The sequence below is a fragment of the Herpetosiphonaceae bacterium genome (assembly GCA_036374795.1).
GTDB lineage: Bacteria > Chloroflexota > Chloroflexia > Chloroflexales > Kallotenuaceae > LB3-1.
In genome coordinates this window covers 1-16,596 of sequence record DASUTC010000236.1, presented here as the reverse complement: position 1 = coordinate 16,596, position 16,596 = coordinate 1, and the positions used below count along the sequence as shown (strand labels likewise).

12 protein-coding genes are annotated in these 16,596 nt (G+C 63.7%); 4 read left to right on the top strand and 8 right to left on the bottom strand.

Annotated features, from left to right (window positions below):
• The first annotated feature begins 441 nt into the window (after nt 1–441).
• The gene (gene alaS, locus VFZ66_17455) at nt 442–3,156 is read left to right on the top strand and encodes an alanine--tRNA ligase (protein HEX6290976.1); all 2,715 of its coding nucleotides are present in this window, start codon (nt 442–444) and stop codon (nt 3,154–3,156) included.
• 152 nt (nt 3,157–3,308) lie between these two features.
• Here the strand turns inward: alaS and VFZ66_17450 are convergent, their stop codons facing one another.
• From VFZ66_17450 to VFZ66_17430, 5 genes are all read right to left on the bottom strand, one after another.
• On the bottom strand, nt 3,309–3,992 hold the full coding sequence (locus VFZ66_17450) for a hypothetical protein (GenBank protein ID HEX6290975.1): 684 nt from the start codon (nt 3,990–3,992) through the stop codon (nt 3,309–3,311).
• Nucleotides 3,993–4,070: 78 nt separating this feature from the next.
• Nucleotides 4,071–5,333, bottom strand: coding sequence for a Wadjet anti-phage system protein JetD domain-containing protein (locus VFZ66_17445; protein HEX6290974.1), 1,263 nt, complete (start codon nt 5,331–5,333; stop codon nt 4,071–4,073).
• A complete protein-coding gene (locus VFZ66_17440; protein HEX6290973.1) occupies nt 5,323–5,595 on the bottom strand; it encodes an SbcC/MukB-like Walker B domain-containing protein in 273 nt (90 codons plus the stop codon). Before VFZ66_17440 ends, VFZ66_17445 begins: the two co-directional genes overlap by 11 nt.
• A gap of 55 nt (nt 5,596–5,650) precedes the next feature.
• A complete protein-coding gene (locus VFZ66_17435) occupies nt 5,651–7,054 on the bottom strand; it encodes a Wadjet anti-phage system protein JetA family protein (GenBank protein ID HEX6290972.1) in 1,404 nt (467 codons plus the stop codon).
• Nucleotides 7,055–7,077: 23 nt separating this feature from the next.
• Nucleotides 7,078–8,358 carry a biliverdin-producing heme oxygenase gene (locus VFZ66_17430; protein ID HEX6290971.1) on the bottom strand — a complete coding sequence of 427 codons (1,281 nt, stop codon included), beginning with the start codon at nt 8,356–8,358 and terminating at the stop codon, nt 7,078–7,080.
• A 330-nt stretch (nt 8,359–8,688) separates the two neighbouring features.
• On the opposite strand from VFZ66_17430, the gene VFZ66_17425 reads away from it, so the two are divergent.
• Complete coding sequence (locus VFZ66_17425) at nt 8,689–9,636, top strand: serine protease (protein ID HEX6290970.1); 948 nt, start codon at nt 8,689–8,691, stop codon at nt 9,634–9,636.
• Between the two features lie 98 nt (nt 9,637–9,734).
• On the opposite strand, the gene VFZ66_17420 is transcribed toward VFZ66_17425, so the two are convergent.
• Nucleotides 9,735–10,571, bottom strand: coding sequence for an LLM class flavin-dependent oxidoreductase (locus tag VFZ66_17420; protein ID HEX6290969.1), 837 nt, complete (start codon nt 10,569–10,571; stop codon nt 9,735–9,737).
• Nucleotides 10,572–10,782: 211 nt separating this feature from the next.
• Between VFZ66_17420 and VFZ66_17415 the strand changes: the two genes are divergently transcribed.
• A complete protein-coding gene (locus tag VFZ66_17415) occupies nt 10,783–11,223 on the top strand; it encodes a response regulator (GenBank protein HEX6290968.1) in 441 nt (146 codons plus the stop codon).
• A 79-nt stretch (nt 11,224–11,302) separates the two neighbouring features.
• Here the strand turns inward: VFZ66_17415 and VFZ66_17410 are convergent, their stop codons facing one another.
• Nucleotides 11,303–13,141 (bottom strand): DUF2723 domain-containing protein, encoded by a 1,839-nt coding sequence (locus VFZ66_17410; GenBank protein ID HEX6290967.1) that lies wholly within the window; start codon nt 13,139–13,141, stop codon nt 11,303–11,305.
• Nucleotides 13,142–13,651: 510 nt separating this feature from the next.
• Between VFZ66_17410 and VFZ66_17405 the strand changes: the two genes are divergently transcribed.
• On the top strand, nt 13,652–14,044 hold the full coding sequence (locus VFZ66_17405; GenBank protein ID HEX6290966.1) for a response regulator: 393 nt from the start codon (nt 13,652–13,654) through the stop codon (nt 14,042–14,044).
• A 90-nt stretch (nt 14,045–14,134) separates the two neighbouring features.
• Here the strand turns inward: VFZ66_17405 and VFZ66_17400 are convergent.
• Nucleotides 14,135–16,596: KR domain-containing protein (locus tag VFZ66_17400; GenBank protein HEX6290965.1), on the bottom strand; the 2,462-nt coding region annotated here is incomplete at its 5' end.

Here is a 16,596-nt window from a genome sequence, read left to right as displayed (position 1 = left end):
ACCTCACCTCATCGGCGAATGCGGACGGGCTGGCGGCTGCGAACAGCGCGCACAGCAGCGCGGCAAGCAGGCTGAAGCGGACGGGACGGTAGGCCAAGGGACGGTACATGATAAGTCCTTTCTCATCCTTAGGGACATGAGGGGGGAGCGCTCAGTATAGCCTATGCTTCTCATTTTGATCTGTCTATACAATCAAAAGATCTTAATAAAATCTGTACATTGCGCCCCGTCCGGCGCTTGAAACGCGCAGCCGCCGCGCGGAGGCAGCGCCGAAGAGCGTGTTATACTATGGTGTCTTTGTGCGCTTGGCGTTCCGCCAGACATGTGAGAGCACGCATCAGGGTCGGGCCCATGCTCCTGGGCCGCGCCAGGTGGTCATACGAGCCGAGCCGCATACCGTCTGCCAAAGTAGCAATGTAGAGCAACAAGGAGTATACAGAAATGCCGAAGCCATGGACGACGAACGAAATACGTCAAACGTTTCTCGATTTTTTCAAAAAGCATCACCATGCGATCGTCGCAAGCTCTTCCTTGGTGCCCAGCAACGACCCGACGCTGCTGTTCGTCAACGCGGGCATGGTTCAGTTCAAAGATGTCTTCTTGGGTGTCGAATCGCGCTCCTATACCCGCGCGGCCACGGTCCAAAAGTGTATGCGCGTCTCAGGTAAACATAACGACCTTGAAAACGTCGGTCCATCGCCGCGACACCACACCTTCTTTGAGATGCTGGGCAACTTCTCGTTTGGCGATTATTTCAAAAAAGAAGCGATCCCGATGGCCTATGATCTGATGGTCAACGGCTACGGGCTGGACCCCGCGCGGCTCTACTACACGATCTATCCCGACGATCAGGAATCGTTCGATATTTGGAGCAAGGATTTGGGCATCAATCCCGACCGGATCTTCCGCATGGAGGGCAACTTCTGGCGCATGGCCGATGTCGGGCCGTGCGGGCCGAACTCCGAGATCATCTACGATCGCGGGCCGGAAGGCTGCACCTGCGGCGATCCCAACTGCTCGATCGAGCTGGATAATGACTGTGACCGCTGGCTGGAGGTCTGGAATCTGGTCTTTATGCAGTTCAGCCAGGAAGCCTCAGGCGAGATGACCCCGCTGCCGAAGCCCGGCGTCGATACCGGCATGGGCCTGGAGCGTCTGGTGTCGGTGATTCAGGATAAGCCCGACAACTACCAGACCGACTTGTTCACGCCGATCTTTGAGAAGCTCAAGGCGCTGCTGGGCCATACCGACGAGCACTTCGCGGAGCATCTGGTGGGCTATCGCGTGATCGCCGACCACACGCGCGCCGCGACGTTTTTGATCGCCGACGGCGTGCTGCCGGGCAATGTCGGGCGCGATTACGTGCTCCGCCTGATTCTCCGGCGCGCGCTGCGCTACGGTAAGATGATCGGCTTCACCGGGCCGTTTATCGCCGAGGTGGCGCGGGTGGTGATCGAGCAGATGGGCGGCCACTACACCGAGCTGCGCGAGCGCGCCGATTTTATCATCGCGGCCTTGCAGCGCGAAGAGGCGGCCTTCCAGCAGACGCTCGATCGCGGCATTATGCTGCTCGACGAGCTGATCGGCGATCTGCGCAAGCGCGGCAGCACCGTTATTCCGGGCGAGCGCGCCTTCCAACTGTACAGCACCTTCGGCTTCCCCTACGATCTGATCAACGACGTGGCGAAGGAGCATGGCCTGACGATCGACCGCCAGGCTTACGATCGGGCGATGCTTGAGGAGAAAACGCGCTCCAAAGCGGCCAGCAGCTTCAACGTCGATACCTGGATCGAGCACTACCGGCGCATGGCGAGCGAACTGCCTACGAGCGAGTTCCTGGGCTACGACTACGAGCATCTGCGCGAGGTGCCGGTGCAGGTGCTGGCGATCATCGATCCCGAAACCGGCGAGCGGCTGGAGCAGGGCGCGGAGGGCAGCGCGATCGATCTGCTTTTGAACCGCACGCCCTTCTACGCCGAGAGCGGCGGCCAGGTGGCCGATACCGGCGTGATCGAGACGGAGTACGGGCGGGCGATCGTCGAGGATGTGCAGAAGCCGATCCCGAATGTGATCGTGCATCGCGCGCGCATCGTGAGCGGCACGATCCGGCGGGGCGAGAACGCGCGGGCCACAGTTGATGTCGAGCGCCGCTGGGATGTCATGCGTAATCACACCGCGACGCATCTGCTGCACCGCGCGCTGCGCACTGTGCTCGGCGAGCACGCCCAGCAGCGCGGCTCGCTTGTCGCGCCGGGCTACCTGCGCTTCGACTTCAACCACCTGCAAAAGCTGACCGATGAAGAGCTAGCCGCGATCGAGCGCGAGGTCAACGAGCATATCCTCAACGATCTGCCGGTTGGAGCCGACGAAACCAGCCTGGACGAGGCCCGGCAGCGCGGCGCGATGATGCTCTTCGGCGAGAAGTACGGCGATACGGTGCGCATGGTGTCGATCGACGATCAGCCGCAGGCGCAGCGGGTCTACTCGCGTGAGCTGTGCGGCGGCACGCATGTGCGCCAGACCGGCCAGATCGGCCCGATGCTGATCACCAATGAACAGTCGATCAGCCAGGGCGTGCGCCGGATCGTCGCGCTGACCGGCCATGCGGCGGAGGAGTACATCGCCAGCCAGAAGCAATTGCTGCAAGCGATCGGTCGGCAGCTTGGCGTGCAGGAGCCGGAGAAGATCAAGGAGCGCGTCGAGCAGTTGCAGGAGGAGCGTAATCAGCTTGCCCGGCAGCTTCAGGCTCTCCAGAGCGAGCTGCTGCGTAAGCAGCTTGAGACGGCGCTCAAGGATGCGCAGCAGGTGGATAACATCAGCGTGCTGGCGGTTCAGGTCAATGCCGGAAACGTCGAGCAGATGCGCGAGATGAGCGACTGGCTGCGCGATAAGCTGGGGACGGCCTTCGTGGTGCTCGGCGCGGTGCTCAACGGCAAGGTGCTGCTGACGGCGGCTGCGACACGCGATGTTGTGGCACGGGGCATCTCGGCGGGCAAGGTTGTGCAGCAGATTGCCAAGATCGTCGGCGGCAGCGGCGGTGGACGCCCCGATTTTGCCCAGGCGGGCGGTCCTGATGCGCCGAAGCTGCCGGAGGCCCTGGCAAAGGTGGCTGCCCTGGTAGAGGAGCAGGTTGGCTCGGCCTCGCGTGTGAGCTAACGCTGCGTCGGCGGCAACGGCGTATTGCCGTCCGCGTCAATCAGCCCACATAGCGCTGATCTCGATCCCAATGGTTGCCGATCCGGGCAATCGTTGGGATCGACGTTTTGGGCGCTGGACTCAGCGCGATCCGGATCAGAGCGTGCCCGCTGTCACTCAGCGGGGCCAAGGTGGCGGGCGACCTCGGCGGGGAACTTGCGGGCGGGCAGATTGTCCGCCGGTTGGAATGGGGGCAGCGTCGAATCGTTGCGGCAGGCGCGAAGGTACTGTGCTTTGGTGATGCGCTCTCCGTTGACATAATACTGCGGATAGCCGCGCTTGAGCCTCCGCTTTCGGTTCCACTGGCGCAGAATGCCGTGCGGCGCTCCCTTGGCATAATGGCCCTCTTCGTACACGCTCCGCTGATCGGCTTCGATCCACCACTCAAAGCCGTGACGCTGCCCGTCGCGGTAGAAGCGCGCCTCGCTCAGCATGCGCCCGCCGTCGGAGCGCTGGCCCCACCACAGATCAAGGCCGGTCCCATGCTGCATCGTATAGCTGCCGAGGAGCTGCCCATCGAACGACCACTGGTGGGCCGTGCCGTGCTCCAGTCCATCCTGGTACGGGATCGCGGAGATGAGCATGCCAGGTAGATCCCAGCGGTACCACATGCCGTGATAGCGCTCCCGGCGCAGGCCAAAGTCGAGCGACGGCTCGCCGGTTTCAAAAAAGAAGCGCCGCCCCACAAGTTCGCCATCGAGCCAGTAGTCGGCCTGCGCCTTCGTGCCGTCGGGGTGCCGTTCGACGATGCGCTCTTCGGCGGCCTCAGGGATCGAGGATTGAAACTCAGGTAGCATCGACAGCCTCATACCGCCCTGTATGCTCCGATAGATGTAGTGTATAGCACATGCGACATCCGACAACAACAGGCGAGATCAGAACGATACCGCCGATATGCGTAGTCTGGTAGAGAGATGCTCCAGCGCTGCGGCGGCGCTCACGGCCTCCTGCTCCAGCTTACGATCGGTCATCAGCAGCCGATCGATCAGCGCAGAGCAATCATCGAGGCCGGGATTGGCGCGCAATATCGTGAGCGTAGCCCGATCCTGTGCGGTCAGCGGCTGCGCGTGGGCCTGATATGCCTCGAATGTCGCCGCGTCCATCATCAGCGGCGCGACCGGGCCAAGCCGCGCGCGGAGATGGGCCAGGATGCGCAGACCGCCCGCGTCACAGTCGCCCCAGTGGTAGCACGGCACGTCGGGCGCGGCGGCTCGAATCTGCCGTAGGAGCGCGATCAGCGTGGGCGTCGCAAAGCCGCCGCTGTACAGCGCCAGGACGTGATCGGGTCGCAATGCAGCCAGCTCGCTAAAGCTCGTGGCATTCTCGACCGTGACGATCGCCGTGGCTTTACACGAGAGCACCGCTGCCGCTGACAGCATCGCCGCCGATAGCGCAATGCTGGGCACGAACGGCGCGAGGTCGATCGGCTGCGCGCGGTGCTGGAGCGTCAGCGGCCCGGCCACGGGCACATACTCCGGCACGCGATCGAGGTAGTGCGCGGCCAGCAGCGCGCGGGTATCATCGCCGTAGCTGGCGGCGTCGGGGGTGTGGTGGCGCAAAACATTGACGATCGCCGGACGGAGCGCCTCCAGCCGCTTGCTATCGTTGAAGAGCCGCACGCTCAGCGTCCGCTCAAGCGTCGGCTGGGTGAGGCGGGCAATCGCGCTGAGCGCCCGCAGCAGATCGCGGTTTTTGCGCGGATCGTCGAGAGCCAGCGGCGTAACCGAGCGATGGCGGGCCAGGTTGTCATGCGCCCAGGCTAGGAAGCTGGCGTGCCACTCGGCGTGGGCCGTCTCGAACGCCAGCAGCGACTCAAGCGTCTCCGCCTGTGCGTCGCGGGGCGTGCGCTTGAGCCGCGCGTAGAGCAGGGCGGCGTGCTCCGGCACCAGGTCGACCGCTTCGAGCCAGTTGCCGCGCTCCCATCTCGCCCAGTGCAGTGTGAGCACGCCGTCGCGCGCAAGCGCTTCCAGCGCCACATTCGTTTCGCGGCGCGGCGTGCTATCGTCGGTGGCGAAGTAGCGCGGATGCTCCTTCGCGCTGAGGCGGACGCGCACCACCGTTCGCCGCTCCGGCTGCTCGAAGCGGTCGAGCAGCGTGTGCAGCAGCGCGCGGGCGACCGGCTCCAGCTCAGGTGACATCGACCTCTTCCAGTTTGGCGGCGTAGTTGCGGTACGGCTCGATCAGCACCTGATCGCCGATGCCGGTCAGGACCAGGCTCGTACACATCTTGGGCACCAGATACTCGCAGCGCTCCAGGGGAGTGGCGGTAATGATCTGGAGCTTGAAGTACTGAAACAGATCTAGCGTCGCGCCGATCCGATCCTGGTCCATCTTGGAGAAGGCCTCGTCGAACGCGACCAGGCGAATCGTCGGGCGGCAGGTGCTCGTATTCGTGGGCAAAAGTTTGTAGACTCATGGCTTCCTGGGTTGAGCGCTCAGCCAGCGCCGCCGGGTATTATAGCACTCGGCGCAGCGTAAAGTCGCGAAAGCCGATCTGCTCGTGCATGATCCACGCGCCGTCCTCGGTGTCTTCGACGCGGTAGCCGAGCGATCCGTCGCCATAGACGCCCAGGTAGATCAGCAGCGGCAGCTCAGCGGGATCGTCAAGCTGGATCTCGGAGCCTCGCACCGACTCGCGCTGGCCCAGCAGATCGAGTGCAAAGCGGCGGACGCGCTCGCGGCTGATCGCGCGGTTGAGCTGGCGGCGGGTGGCAGCACGCGCGGCAGCCTTCTCGGCCTCCGAGATCACCGGCAGCGCGCGGCGCTCCGGCACAAATGGTGTGGCGGCGCGGCCTGGCGCCGCTAGCGACTCCTGATCGAGCAGCTCAAGCCGGAACAGGCTGATCAGCGAAGCGGCCTCGTCGAGCAGCGCGGCGTCGGCGGGCGCGGCCAGGAGTTGTGTCAGAATGGCGTGAAGCTGCCCGCTGGTAGTGCTGCTGGCGGTCAGCCGTAGCTCGATGTTGCGCACCGCCGCGTCGATAAACTGGCTGTGGCGGGTATCGATCGCCTGCAAAAAGCGATCGAGCGCGTCGAACTGCTCGCGGATCTCGCGGAGCTGGTCGAGCGCCTGCATCGCCGCCGCCTCGATCGTCGGCGCGTCGCGGTGCTGGTAGAGCCGCTGCGCGATGCTATCGATCTGCTCGTGGGCTTCGATCTGCTTCAGCGCATTGAGCACGCCGGGCCGGAAGCGCGAGATGTGATCGGTGGTGCGCAACTGGTGATAGACTCGATCGACGATCTCGTCGCGGTAGTTGAAGAAAAGCTGCTCCAGAATCGCGCGGGCCTCGCTCTGCTGCACAAGCTGCTCGATGTGCCCGCCGATGTTATGCTGCAACTCTTTCAGCCCGTTGATCAGATGGATCGTCTGCCGATGCGCTTCGGGCAGGCGAATCGCGGCATCGCCCTCGCGCACCGCCGCCGCCAGCATATCGTGGATCGCGCAGATCAGGCCGCGCAGCGACGGCGACTCGTTGCGGGTGATCTCGCTCAAGACCGCCAGCAGCCGAAACGTGTAATCAGGCAGGATGTACGTCTGGGTAAAATCGCTCTGCATCTCGCTGCGCAGCCAGCCGCAGCGCGTCAGGTAGCGCAGGATCGCGGCGGAGCGGCTTTGAATGGTGTCGGTCGTCTCCGCAGCCTCGTCGAGCGGCGCATCGTCGGCGTCCTCCGTCAGGCTGAGCGCCTGCGGATCGGCCAGCACATCGCCGACGACATACAGCGCTGTCTCGCGCGAGAGCGGCTGGTAGCTGCGCTGCGCCTCGCCGAAGAGCCGTAGCAAGACCTCGGCGTAGATCGGCGCTCCCGGTGCGGCGAGCGGCTTGAAGAGTCCGACCGGAATAATCTCAAAGAGAGCTGCCATTTTGTTCTTTATGCTTTGTTCGTTTACGTCCCGTGTCGCCGCGCCTGCTCGATGGTTGCCTGTACGGCGGCGATCCAGTGCGGCGGAAACCGCTCAGGATCGATCAGCCAGTGCTCAACGCTGCTCACGGCGTGCCTGATGCCCGCCTTTTCGTCGGCGACCGCCGCGACGATCAGGATGCCGATGCCTGGCAAGCGCGCGCTCCACTCCAGCCCAACCTGTTGCTCAAAGGCGGCGGCTAGCGCGTGAAAGGTCTGCTCGTCGATCTGTGCCCGCCGCTGATCGCGTAGCCGCTCGGCCTCCTGAGCGAAGATCGTGTAGTCGCGCCGTTTTTCGGGCACGACCTGGAGCAGCTCGGCGTGGAGCACGGCCAGGTGTTGCTCAAGCAACCAGCGGGGCATGCCCCGCGCCGCCAGCAGACGGCCCAGCCAGTCGATCTGGTGCTGGATGACCTCCTGGGAGTGCTGCGCCAGCGTGACGATCCATGAGCTATCGCTCCAGGTGAAGCGCCTGCCCCGCTCGCCGTAGCGCTGCTCGTAGTACGGCACCTGACGCCACGATCGATCGCCTGCCCGCATCGCCGCCTCGATCTCACGGGCATCGTCGGCGATGAAGTGATTCCCGGCCTCCGGATTGAGCACGCCGACCAGCTCGAACATCTCCTGCTCTGGGATCGGATAGAGCGCCCCGACGAGTCGCTCGATGCCGTTGAACGCCTCGCCCGCTGCAATCACGATTCGCTGCTGCGTGCGGTCGTCGAGCGGTGCCTCGTTCATCTGCCGCGTAAAGCGCTTCCAGGAGGCTTTGACCTGCCTGTCGTAGCTCGAAAGGTAGGCCAGGCCCTCCCCGTCCTTGAGCTTAAAGGCCCGCGCCACCTGTGCTCGCAGGACGATCCCGCCGAGCGTCGAGCCTTCGAGCACGTAGAGGTAGCCGAGCAGCGTCAGCGGATCGTCGGTCGCGCGGCGGCGGATCTGCTCGTCCATGATCAGCGCGTGGAGCGTGGCGGCTGGCATAGGGCGTAGCGTGTGCTCTTTGAAAAAGGCCAGATCGCGCTCGATCAGCGGCAGCTTGCGCATATGCTCATCCCAGATCGCGCCTGCTTCTCGATCCGGCAGCCGTAGCACCGCCTGCTCCAGGCCACCGTACACGATCGCCAGCGCCGTCAAAAACCCGACGTAGCTGTCCAGCGGCAGATCTCGAACCGCCAGCGCCCTGAACAAAGGCTGCTCCTCCACGCGCATGTGCCGCGCGTGCGTTTCCGCCCGAAGCCGATCCATGAGTGGTCGTCCGCTTGTGATAGCCATCCCTACCTACCGGTTTCTATGTGTGAGCGACGCCGTGCATATCGAGCTGCTATAGCTGGATTGCTCCATCTTAGCAAGATCTGCACATCCTGTACAACTGTCGCATTGACGAATCGCCCGCACAATGGTAAAAAATAAAAAGACTATTTACTTAATGGGCAAGAAATTGTACACTAGAAACCAACTCGTCATTTACGCGGCTGTCTATCGCGAAGATATGCCCAACCCAGACACAAGGAGGTTAGCGCAGCTCCCCACCACGGCGCGCCGCGTCCGATCATCTCATGTTGTCCGTTCCACCTTCTCGCTTACAATCAAGGATGTGTACTCATGCAGATCCCGGTTTCACGCCAGTCGTCCATGCACCGCCTCCTGACGCTGCTGATCATCGTTTCGGCGCTTCTGGCGAGTGTCGCTACCACCAGCGCCCGGCCCCGGCCCAGCGATCCGCACGCGATCGTCTCGAACGATGGCTTCGTTCCCACGGCGAATCTAGCCGGCGTGGCGTTCGATGCCGAGGGCGCGTACGCAGCACCGACCGAGGGCACCGGCGAGGTGTCAAAGGCGGCCCAGCGCCCCGTGAATGATGCGCATATCGCTCCGGCTCCGCAGGGCGATCAGGTCGGCATCGAGTCGATCATCGGCACGGATAGCCGCTACCAGATCACCAATACCACCGTGTATCCCTACCGGGCAATCGCCAAGATCACGTCGAGCATCGGCGGCTGCACCGGCTGGCTGATCAACGCCAACACCGTCGCTACGGCGGGTCACTGCATCTATGGCAGCGGCGGCTGGGCCACCAACGTGGTCGTCTATCCGGGCCGCAACGGCACCTCGACGCCCTACGGAAGCTGCGGCTATACGCGCCTCTACTCGGTCAGCGGGTGGACCACGAGCCGCAGCCCTGAGTACGACTACGGTGCGATCAAGCTGAACTGCTCGATCGGCAACACCACCGGCTACTTCGGCTATCGCTGGTCGTCGGCGAGCCTGACGGGCCAGCCGAGCTATATCTCCGGCTATCCCGGCGATAAGCCCTCCGGCACCCAGTGGCGCAGCGACGACTCCATCCGCATCACCGAGACGCGCCGCCTGTTCTACGCCAACGACACCTACGGCGGCCACAGCGGCTCTCCCGTGTGGAACAACGGCGCAAGCTGCTCGACCTGTGGCATCGCGATCCACGCCTACGGCGTCGGCAGTAACGGCTACAACGGCGGCACGCGCATTACTGAAGCCGTGTTCAATAACCTGACCACCTGGAAGAACTCCTAAGATCCCTGGTGCGTCCGCTGCCGCATGCTGAGGGCATTCCCCGCTCTGTCTTGAGCAGGGCGGGGAACCGCTCAGAGCAGCTTCAAGCCGGGTCGCGGCTACGCGGGACGCGGCGGTCCCTGCGCGATCCGCGCCCGCATCGCCTTCGCTCCGCCGGTGCTGGTCCACATCGACTCCAGCCACCAGGTGATGCCCGCCTCGATGAATGGCCCGACGATCTCCTGAGCGCGTGCCCGGTCCTTGCCCGGCGTCTCGCCTTCCATAATAATATCGAAGGGCGTGGTCGCGGTGCGGCGCTCGTCGATAAAGGCTTTCATCTCGCGAATATCCGTCGGCGTCGGCGCCTTGAACGAGCCATCAGGGTTGATCATCGTCGGAAGCAGGCCATCCCAGCGCAAGACCCGCTGCATGGATTTCGGGCGCGGCCACGCGCCGACCACCCAGATCGGAATGCGGGGCGACTGTATCGGCGTCGGCAGGAATGTCATCTCCTGCACCTGATAGTGCGTGCCCTGGTAGCTGAAGGGCTGTCCGCTCCAGAGGCCGACCAGAATCTCCAGCGCCTCGTCCATGCGCTGCGCCCGGATCGTGCGATCGGTCGCCTCTCCGACTCTGGTCAGGCCGCCGTCGTCCAGCGCGCCAAGGCCAACCGATAGGATCAGCCGCCCATTGGAGAGATGATCGACGCTCATCGTCTCGCGGGCCAGCTTCCACGGGCGACGCCGCGAGATCGCCGTCAGCATCGGCCCGATCTTGACCCGCTCGGTGCGCATCGCCATTGCCGCCAGCACGACCCACGGATCGTGCATGGGAAAGCCCTCGATGGAGATCCCATCTGGCACGAACACGCCGTCCCATCCGGCGGCCTCGGCCTCAGCCGCAAGCTCAGCGCAGGTCCTGGGATCGCCGCCGGGAATCACAAAGCCATACTGCATCTTCAACTCCTTGCTTATGGAAGCTACGCGGTCGGTACGGCTCCAGACGTGTTAGCATGCGGGAGCAACCTCGATCAGCAGAGCGCCCAAAAAACCCTCTTCTCATTCCAGGCGAAATCATGTACACTACTCATATCAGTTCCCCCTCAGCAAGGTCCCGTCCGCTGTAGTCGTCAATCCGTGAAGTCGATCGTCCTGAAAGGACCCTCTCATGACTGCTCGCGTGCTCATCCTGGATGAAGATCCGGTGTTGTGCGATCTTTACCGCACAGTTCTGGAAGATGAAGGCTATGAGGGCATCGTCGCCCAGGCTTTGCCTGAGATCGACATGGTTATCCGCCTTCAGCCGGATCTGATTCTGTTGGATTACTTCTATGGCTCGACGCCGCACGGATGGATCTTTCTGATTCAGCTCAAAACATACGTGGAGACGGATCATATTCCAGTGCTGCTCTGTACCTCGGATGTCGCGGCGGTCAACGCGCACGCCCACGATCTCGCGACGTTCAACGTCAATGTGGTTCACAAGCCGTTCGACCTGAACGATTTTCTGGCGGCTGTACGCTATAGCCTGCCGTCCGATCGCGCTGCCAGCGCTCCGCTCAACTCGCGCGCGCGCAACGGGAGCACGCCCGCGTATAAGCGCCCGTAGCGAAAGAACAGAGAACCAGGTTCAACGTTCAAAACATCCGAAACCTGGAACTCGAAACCAAGCACACTTCGCCTCCACGCTAGCGGCGTGGTGTCACCTCAATCTCACCAAGGATCACGTAGTCCCTCGCCTCTGCTGTCTCGCTGTTCTGCTCCAGGGGTAGCCGTTCGAGCTTGCGCTGGTTGTACCAGCCAATAACGATCTGGTAGCGACCTGGCGGAACGTGCGGCGAGAGAACCGGGCCGTACAGCTCGCTATGCTGTTCGCCCGGCTGCCATTGGTCAGTCGGCGCATCGGCATCTTGCTGCCCCCACTTCGAGCCATCCGCGGCCACCAGATGCACGAATAAGGTATAGCGCTGGCGCGGTCGCCCGTTGATCTCCCACGTCAACTTGAGCGGAACGATCTGTCCGGGCTGGTACGGCCCCGGCATCAGCACATACTCTGTGAGCTTAATCCCTTCGCTCCACTGAATAGTAGCCGCCGTCGCTACCTGGCCGGTCGGCGGCGTGTCGCCAACTTTCCAGAGCATACCCTGCGGCCACTGGTCGATGCCTAAGTTGGGCCAGGGCCGGAGCAGAAAGACCGAGCGACCCTGGGCGATCCGGTCATGGATGATCTGATGGTGTTCGTCGTAGTTGAAGCTCAGGATCAGCTCCAGGTCCCGGCGCTGCCCTTCGACATCCTGAAGGTAGCGCAGCCCCTCGAAGTATGACCAGTCGACGATGACAACGGCGCTGGTCGGTAGCGGCTGTGCCATGATCTCTCTGACGATGACCTCGGCACTGTCGGTGTTCATGCTGCGGATCGGCTGGACGTTCCTGCTCACCAGCACAACCGGCAGCGCCAGCAGACATGTGCTCACGGCGGTACCTGCCCATCGCGGCAGGCGACTGACGACAGCCATGCTGCCCTCGCCAAGCAGCAGCGCGGCGATCACGTGCGCCGGAAGCAGGAAGATTTCTACGTCGTTGACATAATAGGCCGCGCAGAAGATGAAGACGAAGCCGTAGGTCGATATAAGCAGGGCGGCAAGGGCGCGATCACGGCGGATCAGGCGCAGGCCGCCGATCAGCGCGAGCAGCGCGCCCACTGGGAGAAACTGCGGCCAGATAAAGTAGCGTACAAGATACAGCAGCCGGGCAGAGCCCTCCTCGCGCAGGTGAGCGAAGTTCAGCAGCGTGCCAGCCCACGATCGGGCCGTGGCATACTCCCACAGAAAGTCCGAGCGGTCGACCCAGGCAGGCGCTCGCAGGGGCAGGTAGAGATACAGCAGGCATGGAGCCAGTATCGCCGCGAGGGCAGCCGCCACCTCGCGCAGGCCCAGCCGTCGGCTGAGGAGCACGAAGAGCAGCATGCCAGGGACCATCAAGGTGATCAGCCGGTGATGAGCCAGTCCCAGGCCCAACAGCAGCCCCACCAGCCACAGCGGCGCGTCTCCTGATCGCCAGCACAGCAGCGCCCAGATCAGCGCTACCTGGAGCAGCGTCGCGAGTGCATAGACCTCGGTGATCGTGGCCTGCGACCAGAACGTGAATGTCGCGGCCAGGCTCAGCGCGATGGCGACGCCCAGTGTGCGTCGGTGGTCCATCGCGCGGCTGCACGCATAGAGCACGCCGACAGCCAGCGCCGCGAGCACCGCAGAGAGCAGATTCATGCGCCAGGCGGGCGTACCGCCGAGCGGCAGGCGCGTCCATAGCCAGCCGAGCAGCGTGTACAGCGGGTAGCCGGTGGGATGCGCCACTCCCAGCGTCGGCGCGACTCGCTGAAACTCCGGCGTGTCCTGGCTTCCGATACCCGGCAGCAGCGTGGCGACGTACAGCAGCAAAGCCAGGAGCAGCACGCCAATAAAGATGATCGCGTCATACCGCCGGGCGGCGCGCCGCCGGATGGTGGCCTGTCCTGCTACTCCACCCATATGGTCCGGACACCTCGTGAATAGTCGGGCGCGATTGGATCGGTGTGTGCTCGTGTCTCTCAGAAGCTCTGGCTCGCAGCCTATCGCGCCGCTGATCTGCTCAGCCAAACGCTGCCACAGAATGCGCGATAGTGTAGCATAAGCGTCAATGCGGAACCGTCAATCTCCGGTGGGCGAAGTATCGAGATCCTGATCTAAAGATGGGGTCATATTCGTGCTGATTCAGCCTTCTCTTGAGCGTCGAGATCAGGTACACTACCGTATGTCGTTTTCTTCTGCTGCGCAACAGCCGTTACGCGAGGATCTGCGACATGCTGCGACGGCATGCCCCACACAGGGTCATCGATTCCTGGTAGAGGTGTGGGCGTGTTTGGCGAGCGCATCCACTCATAACCGATGAGGCTCCGGGCTACCACTGGCGCGATCCCATGTTCCACAGGAACAGCCGCGCACCTCCGGTTTATGACGGAAGATCGGTCAATATTCCCCGTCATCGTGAAGGTTTGGTGTATGTCTGCGCGTATTCTGGTCTTAGACGAAGATCCCAACATGTGCGACCTCTATCGGGCAGTATTGGAGTCTGAGGGGTACGAAGTGATGATGGCTCACAGCCTCCCGGAGATTCCGATTGTCCGAGATCTGCAACCTGATCTGATCCTGTTGGATTATTTTCGTGGTCCTACGCCACGCGGCTGGATCTTCCTGATTCACCTCAAGACGTACTCGGATACCGAGCAGATCCCCGTCGTGCTCTGTACCGCCGATACTGCAACGGTCGTGGAATATGCGCACGACCTCGCCACGTTCAACGTCAATGTGGTGCCTAAGCCGTTCAGCGTGGCCGATTTCGCGGCGGCGATCCGCTATAGCTGCCCGGCGCGTCGGCAACGAAGCCGAGCATAGCGTCGATTCGAGGCTGTACTTCTACTGTACCGATAATCATAATTTCAAGAAACCCGTGCGCGGACGGGCTCGGCAAGCCGTTTGTAAGGGTTAGACAAGCCGTTTCTTGGCGCGCTGTATCTGTTGCATCTGCTTGCGCCGGTTGGCTTTCTCCTCACGCGCTTCGACCTGCGCGATCGTCTCCTCCGGCGATGGCTCGGCGGCAGCATCGGCGGCCAGCGTCTCGGCAAGCGAGCGGATGGTTAGCCCGGCGTACAGGCTAACCACCGGCACATCGCGCTGTAGCTCTTTCTTGAGCTGAGCGATCACATGCACCGCGATAAACGAGTCGCCGCCCAGGTCGAAGAAGTTATCGTGGACGCCGATCTGCTCGAAGCCGAGCGCCTGCTGCCAGATATGCGCGATCGAGCGCTCAAGCTCGCTGGCTGGCGCAACATACGGGGTTTGTAGCCTGGGCCGTGGATGCAGCGCGACCGGGCCGCTCTCGGTCGGCTGGGCCTGCTCGCGCAGCGCGGCGACTCTGCTGCGCTGCTGGGTGATTCTGGCGGCCAGATCGCCGGTTGAGATGATCACGTGTGCGCCCGGCGGCTGCGCGATGATCCGGCGGAAGGCCGCGCCGCCCTCCTGAGGCGTGAGCGCCATCTGAGCCAGATCCGTGCTCACGCTGGTGATCTGCGAGCGCTGATCGTCGAGGTGCCACGCATCCCAGCCCACGCTGATCCACGGGTAGCGGCTGATCTTGTGCTGCTGCTGCGCAAAGGCATCCATGAACAGATTCGCCGCAGCATAGGCCGCGTAGCCCAGCCCGCCCAGCACGGTCGCCAGCGACGAATCGAGCGCGCAGAAATCAAGCTGCTGCTCGGCCAGGGCCGCCTGAAGCGCGAGCACGCCGCGCACTTTGGGCTGGAAATGCCAGCCGCAGGAGGCGGGGTCGAGTTGGTCGATCGGGTTGAAGAAGTGCTCGCCGGGCGCTCCCGCAGCATGAATGACGCCATGCAGCGTGTCGAAGCGAGCAATGCACTGCCCGATCACAGCGCGCATCTGCTGCACATCGGCGAGATCCGCGCTGTGTACCAGCACCTCCGCTCCGTGCTGCTCAAGCGTCTGGACGCTGCGAATACTGCGGCTGGTCGGGTTGTCGTCAGGGTGTGTTGCCAGCCATTGGCTCCACTGCGCTTTGGGCGGGAAGCTGCGATCGTCTACCAGCACCAGCCGCGCCTGGACGCTCAGGGCCAGATGCTCGGCCAGCGCCAGACCAACGCCGCTCAATCCGCCAGTGATCAGATAGACACCCCGCGCCCGCAGCGGCATTGCATCCGGGCGCTCTTCCAGCCGCACCTGCTCGTAGCTCTGCGCCCAGCGCTGCCCGCCGCGATAGGCGATCACCCGCTCGGCAGAGTCGCTGCCAAGCTCGGCGACAAGCTGATCGAGCAGCTTGCCGGTCTGCACGCCCGGCGGCGGCAGGGCGACATCGATGCTGCGGCAGGCGATCTGCGGATACTCCTGGGGGATCACGGTGCAGGCTGCCAGCAGTGTACACTTCTCAGCAGCCGATGTCTCCGCGCCGGTAACATCGTGGAGTTGGTTGGCGATCGTCGTCAGCCGCACCTGTTGCGCGCCGCTGGCATTGAGCGCCCGCGCCAGGAAGATCAGGCTGTAGAAGCCGTGCGTTTGCGCCTGCTCGAAGCGCGCCTCGTCGAGCGCGCCTGGCATTTCGGCGGACAGGCTCCAAAGATGGACGATCCGTTCAGGCAGCGTATCCTGCGCTCCTAGCTCGTCGAGCAGCGCCTGGTAGTCGGCGGGCCGTGTCGGGTTGAGCGTCAAGCCGCCGTCGTCGCGCCGCCCGAACTGCTCGCCACAGTAGACCGCGATCACCTCGCGCCCGCTCTGGCGCAGCCGCCGCACAAGGCCAGCGCCGATCATGCCGTCGTCCATGCAGACCAGCCACGGTCGATCGTCGGTGGCGGGCGCGGGCTGTGGCGGCTGCGTGCGCTGCCACGAGGGCAGATAGAACCAGTCGGCAAGATCGGCGCGCTTGCCCGTGGCGCTGGCCTGCGGCTGGGGCTGGCCCGGCTGCTGCTGCGGGTCGACCCAGTAGCGCCGCCGCTCGAAGGGATAGGTCGGCAGCGGCACCCGTAGGCGGCGTTGGTCGTCGTACACGCCCGCCCAGTCGATTGCGACGCCCGCCAGCCAGAGCTTGCCCAGCGTAGTCAGCAGAAAGCCGACATCGCTCTGCTGCTCGTGCGCCGAGCGCAGCGACGCAAGCACGACGCGATCGGGCGCGGTCTGCGGATGACGCTTGACGAGACGGCTCAAGGTCTGGCCGGGGCCAACTTCCAGCAGCACGCTGTCGGAGTCTTTGAGCAGCACGCGCGTACACTCCTCGAAGCGCACGGTCTGCCGCAGATGGTGTGCCCAGTAGCGCGGGCTGGTCGCTTCCTCGGCGGTGATCCAGGCGCCGGTCACGTTGGAGACGAACGGGATCAGCGGCGCGTGCAGCCCCACGCGGCTGACCTCAGCGGTGAAGGCGTCGAGGATCGGGTCGAGCATCG

Bases quoted from the DNA above. Each gene is read 5' to 3' on its own strand.
- alaS (HEX6290976.1), top strand. From the start codon at position 442: ATGCCGAAGCCATGGACGACGAACGAAATACGTCAAACGTTTCTCGAT.
- VFZ66_17445 (HEX6290974.1), bottom strand. From the start codon at position 5,333: ATGTCACCTGAGCTGGAGCCGGTCGCCCGCGCGCTGCTGCACACGCTG.
- VFZ66_17435 (HEX6290972.1), bottom strand. From the start codon at position 7,054: ATGGCAGCTCTCTTTGAGATTATTCCGGTCGGACTCTTCAAGCCGCTC.
- VFZ66_17430 (HEX6290971.1), bottom strand. From the start codon at position 8,358: ATGGCTATCACAAGCGGACGACCACTCATGGATCGGCTTCGGGCGGAA.
- VFZ66_17405 (HEX6290966.1), top strand. From the start codon at position 13,652: ATGTCTGCGCGTATTCTGGTCTTAGACGAAGATCCCAACATGTGCGAC.
- VFZ66_17425 (HEX6290970.1), top strand. From the start codon at position 8,689: ATGCAGATCCCGGTTTCACGCCAGTCGTCCATGCACCGCCTCCTGACG.
- VFZ66_17450 (HEX6290975.1), bottom strand. From the start codon at position 3,992: ATGCTACCTGAGTTTCAATCCTCGATCCCTGAGGCCGCCGAAGAGCGC.
- VFZ66_17420 (HEX6290969.1), bottom strand. From the start codon at position 10,571: ATGCAGTATGGCTTTGTGATTCCCGGCGGCGATCCCAGGACCTGCGCT.
- VFZ66_17410 (HEX6290967.1), bottom strand. From the start codon at position 13,141: ATGGGTGGAGTAGCAGGACAGGCCACCATCCGGCGGCGCGCCGCCCGG.
- VFZ66_17415 (HEX6290968.1), top strand. From the start codon at position 10,783: ATGACTGCTCGCGTGCTCATCCTGGATGAAGATCCGGTGTTGTGCGAT.